The 10856-nt window shown below is 64.5% G+C and carries 14 protein-coding genes; 8 read left to right on the forward strand and 6 right to left on the reverse strand.

Annotation, left to right across the window (positions count from 1 at the left end; translation table 11 throughout):
- Positions 1-41 precede the first annotated feature (41 nt).
- Positions 42-245, reverse strand: a complete 204-nt coding sequence (locus J2S97_RS19195) for a cold-shock protein (RefSeq protein ID WP_307051531.1) — start codon at positions 243-245, stop codon at positions 42-44.
- Between the two features lie 641 nt (positions 246-886).
- Positions 887-1204, reverse strand: coding sequence for a MerR family transcriptional regulator (locus tag J2S97_RS19200; RefSeq protein ID WP_307051532.1), 318 nt, complete (start codon positions 1202-1204; stop codon positions 887-889).
- 163 nt (positions 1205-1367) lie between these two features.
- Here J2S97_RS19200 and J2S97_RS19205 point away from each other — a divergent pair, with 163 nt between their 5' ends.
- From J2S97_RS19205 to J2S97_RS19215, 3 genes are all read left to right on the forward strand, one after another.
- The gene (locus J2S97_RS19205) at positions 1368-1793 is read left to right on the forward strand and encodes an Hsp20/alpha crystallin family protein (RefSeq protein ID WP_307051548.1); all 426 of its coding nucleotides are present in this window, start codon (positions 1368-1370) and stop codon (positions 1791-1793) included.
- A gap of 92 nt (positions 1794-1885) precedes the next feature.
- On the forward strand, positions 1886-2296 hold the full coding sequence (locus J2S97_RS19210) for a J domain-containing protein (RefSeq protein WP_307051533.1): 411 nt from the start codon (positions 1886-1888) through the stop codon (positions 2294-2296).
- A complete protein-coding gene (locus J2S97_RS19215) occupies positions 2293-2682 on the forward strand; it encodes a hypothetical protein (protein WP_307051534.1) in 390 nt (129 codons plus the stop codon). Before J2S97_RS19210 ends, J2S97_RS19215 begins: the two co-directional genes overlap by 4 nt.
- Positions 2683-2995: 313 nt before the next feature.
- On the opposite strand, the gene J2S97_RS19220 is transcribed toward J2S97_RS19215, so the two are convergent.
- Positions 2996-3415: an Hsp20/alpha crystallin family protein gene (locus J2S97_RS19220; protein ID WP_307051535.1), complete on the reverse strand. Its 420-nt coding sequence runs from the start codon at positions 3413-3415 to the stop codon at positions 2996-2998.
- A 383-nt stretch (positions 3416-3798) separates the two neighbouring features.
- Here J2S97_RS19220 and J2S97_RS19225 point away from each other — a divergent pair, with 383 nt between their 5' ends.
- The 3 genes from J2S97_RS19225 to J2S97_RS24070 all read left to right on the forward strand — a co-directional run bounded on the left by J2S97_RS19225 (position 3799) and on the right by J2S97_RS24070 (position 6383).
- Positions 3799-4842, forward strand: a complete 1044-nt coding sequence (locus tag J2S97_RS19225) for a serine hydrolase domain-containing protein (protein ID WP_307051536.1) — start codon at positions 3799-3801, stop codon at positions 4840-4842.
- 632 nt (positions 4843-5474) lie between these two features.
- The gene (locus tag J2S97_RS19230; RefSeq protein ID WP_307051537.1) at positions 5475-5912 is read left to right on the forward strand and encodes a hypothetical protein; all 438 of its coding nucleotides are present in this window, start codon (positions 5475-5477) and stop codon (positions 5910-5912) included.
- A gap of 81 nt (positions 5913-5993) precedes the next feature.
- The gene (locus J2S97_RS24070; protein WP_373460597.1) at positions 5994-6383 is read left to right on the forward strand and encodes a hypothetical protein; all 390 of its coding nucleotides are present in this window, start codon (positions 5994-5996) and stop codon (positions 6381-6383) included.
- 328 nt (positions 6384-6711) lie between these two features.
- Here the strand turns inward: J2S97_RS24070 and J2S97_RS19240 are convergent, their stop codons facing one another.
- Positions 6712-8481: a BTAD domain-containing putative transcriptional regulator gene (locus J2S97_RS19240; RefSeq protein WP_307051539.1), complete on the reverse strand. Its 1770-nt coding sequence runs from the start codon at positions 8479-8481 to the stop codon at positions 6712-6714.
- Positions 8482-8542: 61 nt separating this feature from the next.
- Between J2S97_RS19240 and J2S97_RS19245 the strand changes: the two genes are divergently transcribed.
- On the forward strand, positions 8543-9202 hold the full coding sequence (locus J2S97_RS19245; RefSeq protein WP_307051540.1) for a peroxiredoxin: 660 nt from the start codon (positions 8543-8545) through the stop codon (positions 9200-9202).
- A 251-nt stretch (positions 9203-9453) separates the two neighbouring features.
- On the forward strand, positions 9454-9756 hold the full coding sequence (locus tag J2S97_RS19250) for a hypothetical protein (RefSeq protein WP_307051541.1): 303 nt from the start codon (positions 9454-9456) through the stop codon (positions 9754-9756).
- Positions 9757-9801: 45 nt separating this feature from the next.
- Here J2S97_RS19250 and J2S97_RS19255 read toward each other — a convergent pair whose 3' ends face one another.
- Positions 9802-10101: an antibiotic biosynthesis monooxygenase family protein gene (locus J2S97_RS19255; protein ID WP_307051542.1), complete on the reverse strand. Its 300-nt coding sequence runs from the start codon at positions 10099-10101 to the stop codon at positions 9802-9804.
- Positions 10102-10457: 356 nt separating this feature from the next.
- Positions 10458-10856 (reverse strand): AMP-binding enzyme (locus tag J2S97_RS19260; protein ID WP_444875938.1); only part of this gene is annotated, 399 nt, incomplete at its 5' end.

A 10856-nucleotide genomic window follows, 5' to 3' on the forward strand; every position in this document is an offset into this window, starting at 1 on the left:
CCCTGCGGCGGCCTGGCGGACCGCGCCCCACCGGTTATGTCTTAGAACGGGCGAATGTTCTCCGCCTGCGGTCCCTTCGGGCCTTGGGCCAGATCAAACTGGACTTTCTGGTTCTCTTCCAGGGAACGGTAGCCGCTGCTGGCGATCGCCGAATAATGGGCGAACACATCGGCCGAGCCGTCATCATTGGCGATGAATCCGAAGCCTTTTTCAGAGTTGAACCATTTCACTGTTCCAGTTGCCATATCTGTTTCCCCATATCCTCTGTCACCCCGGCCTTCAGTGGCCCGCAGGCAGCGGAGAGCCTTCTCCACTGCCCCAAACGTAACGTATGGTGCCAGCCCGGGAGGTGCAAGGCTCCCGCCGGCAAGCCGCGCGACCACCGCCTGACCGGTCCGTACAGACCCGACGACTCGTCCCCAGAACGAAAGGCGCCTCGCTGCGCTCCGGCCATAGAAGCGTTTTTCTGTCTTTTGCTGCTGTCCTGCGGATCGTACGTGGCCCGCTCCACCGGCTCAACCGTCCTTCGGACGGCTGCGCAGCGGATGCCTCTTGTCGGCGCTTTCGCTCATTTCCTCCCACAATCCATCCGCTGCTTGCCTTTGGGTTGCCCCGGTTCCGTCCATGGAGGGGTTCACGCGGGCACTGAAGAAGCGAATAAATAGTAGGCAGGCTGATCGCCCGCCGCGTGGCGACAGCGCGCGGGACGATCAGCCCCGGCGTCACCGTTCAGTCAGGGAACGACGGACGTACGCTTGGTGGCATGCTGCTTGGGTCACTGCCCGTCCGGAACGTGGTTGCCCGCCGATGTTCCCCTGAGCCCCATGGCTGTCAGCGTTCATTTCAGGCGGGTACTCCCCGGGGCTTTGGGAGGGCCCGAAGCGTCTCAGGGGTTCGTGGAACCTGGCTGGCGGGTGCGTTTCAGTTCGCGGTAGAGCCTGTCATTCTCGACTTCGAGTTCGAGCACTTTGGCCACGCCGGCGAGGTTCAGGCCCTCGTCGAGCAGCTCCCCGATCCGGCGCAGGGTGGCGAGGTCCGACTCACTGTACTGCCGTGTTCCCCCGGATGTGCGCCCGGGCGTGAGCAGGCCTTTGCGTTCGTAGAGCCTGATGTTCTGCTGTCCGGTCCCCACGAGTGCGGCCACCACGGAAATGGCGTAGACGCCCTTGTCACGGTCCGGCTGTTCCTCTGTCCGTTCTGCCATGGTTCCTTATGTATTCCTCCCGGTTCCTGCTCCGGAATTTTGGTAAATCACCTTGCACCAGTCTGGCACTGGTGCTATAAAAAATCTATACCCGCAACCATAGATAAACGACGCGGGCAACCATACATTGGTGATACTACCCATGCTGAAGGAGTGGGAAATGATGTTGATGCGTACGGACCCGTTTCGTGAGCTGGACCGGCTCACCCAGCAGGTCTTTGGAACCACGGCCCGACCGGCTGCCATGCCGATGGACGCCTGGCAGGAGAACGGCGAATTCGTCATTGCCTTCGACCTGCCCGGAGTTACCGTGGATTCGGTGGATCTGAACGTGGAACGGAACGTGCTCACCGTCCGGGCGGAGCGCAAAGACCAGACAGGTCCTGACGTCGAACTCATAGCATCGGAGCGGCCGCGCGGCGTCTTCAGCCGTCAGTTGATTCTTGGTGACACGCTGGACACGGAGAAGGTCACGGCAAGCTATGACGCCGGTGTCCTGACGCTGCGGATCCCGGTGGCCGAGCAGGCCAAGCCGCGCAAGATCTCCATCGTGAGCAAGCAGGACCAACGCCAGGAGATCGCAAGCTAACCGCCATTCACCATGCCGTACAGAAGCGGGGCGGTTCCGGGCACGTGCCGGAACCGCCCTGCCCTGTAGGGCATGGATGGAGGGGGATCGGGATGAGGAACAATCTTCCGGACCACTACCGGACCCTGGGAGTGCCGCCGACGGCAACGCAGCGGGAGATTTCGACCGCCTACAGGAAATTCATGCGCACCCATCATCCCGACATCGACTCCGACGCCACCGACCGCAGCGAACTCCTGCGCATCATGCAGGCGTTTGCCGTCCTCCGGAACCCTGTGACGCGTACAGCCTACGACCAGGCAGTCAGCCGACACCAGGGTCCTGCGCTACGCTCGGCCGAACCTCCGCCGGCTCAGCCACCCCCACGACGGAGCGCACCCCAGGATGTGCCCGTCCGCGTCGTACGCCGCAGCAGCGGGCCCCTGTTCCGGATATCCCCGGTCCGGTGGGAAAGCGGGCCGTGGGCCGTGCCCAACACTGACAAAGGAAGGCCGAAGAAATGAGCGACTGGCGCCGTTACGACTCCCACCTGTTCCCCGTCTTCTATGAACGGTTCGAGGAACGCTGGGGCAAGGGAACAGCACCTTTCCTGGATCCTGAAGCGTACGAACAACCCTTGCCGCGGGCACAGTGGATCAACCCCGTCACCGGTGCCGCACTGGCCGTGGTCCCCGTCTGGACCGAGGATGACCAGCAGCACCGCTCCTTCGGCGTGTTCTACCTCCCGCCGGCAGGTGACATCTGGGTACTGCGACCGGGCTTCACCGGCTATCTGGAACCCGCGGACGGCGACTCGGAACACCTGGTCACCCTCCGCAACGATGCCTTCAAGAAGGCCGTGGCCCATGCCAAAGACTTCCTCTTCGGCCCGGCAACGGCGGCGCACTAACCCCGCGCGAACCCGGCGCCGAGCGGGCGGCGCCCCGTCAATGCGGCCCGGACGAACGGGTCCCGGTCCCCGCACCCGGGCCGCTGCAGATAGCATCGCGGTCCGGTCCCTGTCGGCGTGAGCCCGGGCATGGCGAGCTGCCAGGCGCGGGCCAGGGCGTTACGGCCCGGCCGCTTGAGCGGCCGGGGCCCGCCCGGAGGGATGGTCCGTGCGCTGCGGCTGCATGTGCGCTATCAAGGCGCGGTGGCGTTTCCTGTGATATCAACCGCCCAGTAGGCAGCGTTAGCGTGTAACGGCATCCCGTCCCGGTCTGTTAGGCGCCGATCTGATGCTGGTCGCCCTTGGTCTCGATTTCAATCTTGCGCGGAGCGGCCTGGGCGGTGATCGGGATCCGGAGTGTCAGAACGCCGGCGTCGTAGCTGGCCTTTACGTTCTCCGTCTCCATGGCGTCCCCGAGGATCAGCTGCCGGCTGAAGACACCGCGGGGTCTCTCGGATGCGACCAGTTCGGTGCCTTCGCCCACAGGTGCCTTCCGTTCGGCGCGGACGGTCAGGACGTTCCTTTCCACGCCCAGGTCAATGGAATCGACCTCCACCCCGGGCAGGTCGAGCGCGACGACGTATTCATCGCCTTCCCGCCAGGCATCCATGGGCATCGCCGCCGGACGGGCCGCGGTGCCCAGGACCTGCTCGGCGAGACGGTCCAGCTGGCGGAACGGATCGAGCATCAACATGACATACCTCCTTGTCAACAAGGACCGGATCTATATCCGCTGACATAGATTTGATAGCACCGGCGGGCCTGCCTGGCAAGAGGTTTCCCGGTCTAGAACGCCCCTTTTCGGAAAGATTTTGAGGCAGCCGGGCTGACCTTGGCTGACATCTTTGATGAGTCGGCGCGAGGCCCTTGACGCGGGCCAACCGCCTGAGGAGCATCTGAGTTACGAGGCGGGCCAGGGCCTTGTGCACACGCAGGGTGCTTGAGAGGTTTGTCGAGATGCTGGAGAGCGGGTTATGTATCGTTCCCCGCACTGTTGCGGTTTGCGTCGCCGCCTTACTCGTGACTGTCACGGGCTGCTCCGCTGGACCTAATCCTGCGCCGTCCCCGTCCTCCTCCATGCACGAGTTGCGGACGGACCTGGAGAAGTTCAGCAACGACAGGATGGCAGCCGGAGCCTCAGCAGTCCTCGTCCAGGCGAGGCTAAACGGGGAGGTCTGGTCCAAAGCGGCGGGAGTCCGGGAACTTGAGGCCAGGGTGCCTGCAGAGCCCGGTGACTCCTTCCACGTGGCCAGCCTTACCAAGTCCATGGTGGCAACCTCGGTCATGAAGCTGGTTGGACAGGGCAAGATCAAACTGGATGGCCTGATGAGTGATTACCTGCCGGAGGTCGAATCAGTCTTGCACCCGCCGGAAACCGTCACCGTACGGATGTTGCTAGAGCACACCTCCGGGATGCCCAGCTTCGAGGAGGCGCTCATCAAGGCGGGCCCCCTGAAGCAGGTTTTGACCACACCGCTGACCGCCGAGCGACGCGTTGAGCTGGCCGGCACCCTGCGGTGGAACACCGACGATATCGGCACCTTCAAGTACTCAAGCTCCAATTATGTGGTGCTCGGCCTCCTCATCGAGCGGGTAACAGGCCGCAGCCCGGGGGATGTCATGCGGGCGGACATCTCCGATCCCCTCGGCCTCAGCGGGACACTGCTGACGGGGACCGGCGATGTCCCGGAGAATATGGTCCACGGGTACGTCCTGATCGACGGCGAACGCGTGGACGCCGCCCACGCAGGTGTCCAGAGCGGGTCGGCTTCCGGTGGCATGATTTCCAATGTGCAGGACGTCAGCGAGTTTTATGTGGCCTTGATGGACGGCAAGCTGGTGAGACCGGAACTGGTCAAAGAGATGCAAAGCCCCAATGCTTCGCAGTATGGGCTCGGGCTGGCCAAATGGTGGGACAGCTGCAGGAGTAATTACTACTATGGACACCTCGGAGGCGCGCCGGGTTATGCGTCCATTGCCATGATCAGCGCCGACGGCGCGAGGCAGCTAGCCGTCTTCGTTGCGCACGCCGCGGAACCGCTTGGCGCTGATGTACCTCCATCCGACTACGGGCTGGTGGAATTCGCACAGCGGACGCTGGACACCACCTGCCAGAAGTAGGAACGGTAGCCCGCGGCACGGTTCAGCCAAGCGAGTGCAGGAACGGTCCGGGCATTCCTGCAGACCCCGCCCTGGACTGTACGGGTTTGCCCTGAGCAGGAAAAGCATGGCCCTGAGCATGATTCTCTCCGTTCCGTGAACTCTTGGTTTGACCGCGCGCTCGGAGGCCGCCCGAGGGTGATCCCGCAGCGCTTCCTCTTCCGGGCCCGGGATCCGCACCTCGGTAATGGAGCTGCCGCTAGCATCTCAGCCAAGACCCGGGCATCACGCCGATCACTTTTGATCCGGTCCCAGGGTGCGCGGAGCAGCTTGGAGGACGCCGCGACAACGCAGCTGATGCTTGCGGCGCCCAGGTAACGGGCCAGGACGAACCCGGTCGGGCCGGACTCGTAGACGACCTTGACGGGCGGGGCGAACCGGTGGACCTACTCCAGTACCACGATAGGTTCAGTGGACATCGTGTGGGTGCTGACTTCTCTGGTGACCGGTTCAGCGCATGGCATGAGCTCCTGAACGCAGCGACCGATGCCCGAACCCGACCAGGTGCTGACGGGTCGGCGCGAAGACCTATCGAAGCTGTTCACCGTCGGTGACGCCTGGCACGCCGAGCGGCACGGGCATGCCAAATCGGCGTGCTCGACGAGTCGACCGGACGGAAGCTCAACGTCACCTTCACCGAGGAGGCCGCGTTCTGGCAATGGGCAACCGTTGAGACCTTGGGGCGCACCGGGCTGCGTTGCGAGGAACTTCTGGAGCTATCCCAATTGAGCATCCGCCAGTATGCCCGGCCTAACGGGGACATTGTGGCCGTGTTGGTGGTCGTCCCATCCAAGACCGACCGTGAGCGCGTGATCCCGATGACCGCCGAGCTGTTCATGTGGTCGCGACCATCATCCGCCGCCTCACCCGGAACCGGCGGAGCGTGCCTCTGGCGACCCGCTTTGACCCGTACGAACGCATCACGAGTGAGCCGCAGCCGTTTCTTTTCCAGCGCACGATCGGGCAACGCACCGAAGTCATCAATGCCGGAACGCTGCGCGCAGAACCCGCCAAACTCAGCGATGCCCTGAGTAGAGCACCCCGAGCTGGCCGGATGGTTTACCCCGCACGACTTCCGCCGCCTGTTAGCCACCGACGTCGTCAACAACGGCCTGCCGATCCACATCGGCGCCGCCCTCCTTGGACACTTGGACGTGCAGACCACCTACGGCTACGTCACCGTCTTCCAGGAAGACGTCATCCGCCACTCCAGACCCACCTCGCCGGCCGCCGGGCGGCCCGGGCATACAGGACCCCGACCACCACCGAATGGGCCGAATTCGAAGAGTACTTCGATAAACGCAAAGTCGAGCTCGGCAACTGTGGGCGACCATACGCCACCCCCTGTGAACACGAACATGAACTTCCCCAAAGGGAATGTGACCGAACCCAGGACGTATGTTCGAGACAGTGGTGCGGGCGGCCGCGCATCCGGAGAAAACTCTCCGGTGCGTGGTCGCCCCTCGCACGATGCCGAGGACAGCCCGACGATGAAAGGCTGATGAAGCACCGGGAGCGCCGAAATCCGTTCAACGCTTACTCGTTGAAGTGCGTGGACAAGGCCTCGTGGTCGGATAAGGAAGCAACAATCCGGGCGGCAACGTCGCGCAGCTTCAGCTTCAGGTTCCGGGTGATGGAGGTCCGCCTCAGTACTGAAGGCGGCTTCCTGGCTACACGGGTTGCCGGGGACAAGTTGTCCCGGCATCCCGGAGCTGGGTCACCCTAAGCGCCAGCGACTTTGAGAACTGTTCCTCGAGGGCTTCCGCGCTGGCGATGCTCTCCCCGGCTAACGTGAAAATAATGCTGGTCAGGGGCCGGGGTGCTCAGGAACTAGCCGGCAAGAGACTTTCCGATCGTCATTGGCGATCTTTGTGCTGCTCGGGTTAGGCAGCGTTGCTCGTCTTGGCGCCTGCCGAGCTCGGCGAAACTAGCTGCCGCCTCCCGAAACAGGGCGGTGGCTTGATCCTCGTGACCCTCTGCGCGGCGCAGGACGGCTCGTGCTTCCCAGAGGGCGGCGTGCCATGGTCCGCCGGGCCACATGCCAGCGAGCTGCTCGGCGTTGGCGAGCCGGCGGCGGGCGGCGTCCAGCTTCCCTGCCAGTGCGTAATTCCTCGCTGCGGCGACTTGATAGCCCATCGAGCACGGCGGACAGACGTTCCTACCGGCCAGAGCGGCGTCGGCTCGCTCGATGATGCGGACCGCTTGCGCCGGTGATCTGGCTGCCTCAGCGAGCACCCCGTATAGGCGTACAACGAGGTGCGGCTCCAGCCACGTGGACGCGGCGGCAGCCAGTGCGCGGCTGGCTGCCCGAGCGGCCTCCTCGGGCCGATCCTGGGCGAGGTCAACCTCAGCCAGTCGTTGCAGTGTCACGATCTCGCCGGCCGGTGCCCCGGCCCGCCGGTGCAGCTCGAGCGCGGACTGGAGCAGACTGCGCGCGTCGCCGAGTTCACCGGAGAACAGTGCCGCCTCCCCCAGCAACAGGTCGGCGATGGCCTGGCCACGCACCGAGCCTGCTCGTTCGGCGATAGTGCGCAGACGCGTTACTTGCCGCGCAATGTTCCGGTGCCCGTCCGGCCCGCACAGGCAGAATTCGGCGAGGCACAACTGTGCGTCAAGAATGTAGCCGGAGCGCGCGGAGTCGTGCCGTGTGAACTCCACGAACTCGGCCTCGAACACCTCGGGCCAGCGATCCTGCATGTTCGCCGCGATCGCTAACACCGCGCTGGCCTCGCCGATCTCTCGGCCCAGGTTTGCTTCCATGGCCAGCTCGCGTGCTCGCCGGGCGTATGACGTGGCTTCGATGAGGTCGCCGCTGTTGAGGGCGATGAGTGCTCGCGCCAACGTGACCCGCGTGCGATTCTCCGCGCGTCGGCTGTCCTCGGCGATGGCCTCCTCGTAGACCGCGACCGTCGCCGCCCCTGGGCCGACGCCCAAGTCGGCACGCAACCGCCGACGGAGTCGCTCGAACTGGCGGATCGCGCCCTGGCGATCGCCCGCCTCGAGCGCGCGAACCATGATCGCGCGGTGGGCGTCCTCGTCCGTTGGCTCGGCCTTGACCACCTCGTCCCACCGAGCCGCGGCCTTGAGCAGACGCAGGTACAGCGTGCGCAGCCGATCGCGGGGGTCCTCGGCCCACACTGCGAATCGATCATCAGGAAGCAGGTCGCCTCGATACAGGGCGATCGTCTCAGCCAGCCCTGCCGATGAGGCGAGTGCGACGCGCCCGTCCGCTTCGAACCGCTCCGCGTCGATGGAGACCTCGGCGTCGGGCAGCAGCACCAGCAGGTCGCCGCGCGCCTGGATGGCGTCTGACGAGCCGAGGGCGGCGCGCGCGAAATGCATTGCCTTGCGTAGGTTCGAAGCGGCAGCTTGGGCGCTGAGATCGGGCCAGAGCAGATCGGCGACGACATCCCTATGCAGCCGGTGCCCTTCCGCGAGGGCGAGGATTTTGACGAGTCCGGCCGCTTTGGTCCGTTTCCACGCTTCGCCCGGAACCGTCCGGCCGTCAATCACGACACGGAACGCGCCCAGCATGACGACGGCGCACTTCTCCACGCCCTTATGGTAACTGGGGGAACGGTCGGGGAACAGGGTCGCCATACCGTCAGAAGTGACGACGAGCCAGTTGGCTCCGTCATCACATCACAACGCCCAGGAGGACATGATGGGACTGCAACTCGGTGAGATCGCACCCGATTTCTCCGCCGAGACGACCACCGGCGAAATCCGTTTCCATGACTGGCTCGGAGACTCATGGGGAGTGCTGTTCTCGCACCCGAAGGACTTCACCCCGGTCTGCACGACCGAGCTCGGCTACATGGCCACGATCAAGCCGGAGTTCGACCGACGCGGAGTCAAGATCATCGGCTTGTCGGTGGACTCGACAGCTGATCACGAGCGGTGGGCCGCCGATATCGAGGAGACGCAGGGGGCCCGCCCCAGTTACCCCGTGATCGGCGACGACGACTACACCGTGGCGAAGCTTTATGGCATGCTCCCGGCAGCCACGTCCGGGGACGCCAAGAGCCGCACGCCCGCGGACAACCAGACCGTCCGCAGCGTGTTCGTAATTGGGCCGGACAAGAAGATCAAGCTGATCCTCGTCTACCCCATGACGACCGGACGCAACTTCGACGAAGTGCTTCGCGTCGTCGACTCACTTCAGCTCACTGCGAAGCACCGGGTGGCGACGCCGGTCAACTGGAAGCAAGGCGAGGACGTCATCATCGCCGGCTCCGTCCCGAACAGCGAGGCCCACGAGATCTTTGGCGATTGGAAGGAGCCTAAGCCGTATATGCGGATCGTCCCGCAACCGGTTTGATCGCGCATGAGAGCGGACACTGACATGACCCTTAACCAGCCAGCTCCTGTCGAACGCAGTGTACCCTGTGACGGCGCGCGACGGCGGCGCGCTACGGCGAATGTCCGACCTGCACCGCCCTGCTGTATCCGATGGCGGCCGGAGCGTTCGCTGCGCTCGGCGACCGGGCTGACGCAACCGTATTCGCCCAGGCGGCCGAGCGGGTTGCGCATACTTTTCAAAGTTAGGCCCAAAGTTCGGCGTGGACTGCCATGGCCGAGTCCGCCCGCGGTTCGCTGGCGCTGACCGACGCGGACGCGGGCGGGGCACGCGAACGATTCCTATCCGCGGCGAGCCTCTACGAAAGGGCCCACCAGCCGTTCTGGTCCGCCCGCTGCAGGCTGCAGGCCGCATTGGCCGGCGCGGGCGGCCCGCCTGACCGGCGCCTGCTGGACGACGCGGCCATTGTGTTCGAACAACTCGGCGCGCTAGGGACGCTCGCCGCCGCGCCGGGCAAAGGCAACCTGGCCACCGACCCAAGCCGGCCGCAACAGGGGTACCCGCGGGGTGAGTGAGCGAGGACCCAGAGCGGCAGGGCACCGAGTAATAAAGCCGATGCATCACACGGTCGCTACGCAGTCAAAATCAGCACCGCTCATGTGCTCGCACAGCGCAAAGCAGGCATCGAAGTGGGTCGTGAACTCCGGGTTCTGCTTCCACGCGTCTCGGGACGCCTCTTCGGTCCACTCCGCGAACGAAACATAATGACCGGGGACACGTCGGTCACGAATGAGGTTCGCCACCACGATCGACGGGTAGTTCGCCCGGGACCACTGAAGGAAATCCGTCCACCGGTCTATGAATTCCTGATCACAGCCCTGCTTCACCTGCCAGGTCCCGGAGGCATAATGGTCTGCCATTTTGGTCTCACCTCCTTTCCGATGTCTCGCTTAACCGTAGGTCGCGACCGTTCCCCACGCGTTCCTCGGTTCGCGTTGGCAGCAGCCGACGATATGGTCAGGGGCCAGCCCCATCGTTTTTCAGATGAAGACCAGGATCTGGCATACGGGCACGGCGTCGCTGAGGGGAGCCGTGAGCGCCCGATGAGCTTCTTACCTGCCGTGATCATCAGCATGGCTCCGATGCCGGCGGTAGCGTTCAATATGGCGGGGGTCCACGACCGCCGCCTGATGCTCAGGACGGCGATGGCAATCAGGGCAATGATTGGCATGCCGATCCCGCCGGAGTCCGTCCGTGCCCGGGCGGCTGGCTTCAGCTACGCGTTTTTGAGGGGGCTATTTTTTTTGAGCGACTGTGCGATCTGGGCCATGACGGTGTTGTCTGCCAGTGTGGTGGCGTCGCCTACTTCGCGGCCTTCTGCCACGTCCTTCAGCAGGCGTCGCATGATCTTGCCCGACCGGGTCTTGGGCAGTTCGGGTACCACCAGAATGGTCTTGGGCTTGGCGATGGGTCCGATCTCCTTGCCGACGTGGTTCCGGAGTTCCTGGACGATCTGGTCCCCGGAGTCCACGGCGTCTTCGCGGAGGATCACGAAGGCAACGACGGCCTGTCCGGTGGTCTCGTCGGCGGCGCCCACGACGGCGGCCTCGGCCACGGCCGGGTGGGACACCAGGGCGGATTCGATTTCCGCGGTGGAGAGCCGGTGGCCGGAGAT

This window comes from Arthrobacter oryzae (assembly GCF_030812315.1).
GTDB lineage: Bacteria > Actinomycetota > Actinomycetes > Actinomycetales > Micrococcaceae > Arthrobacter > Arthrobacter oryzae_B.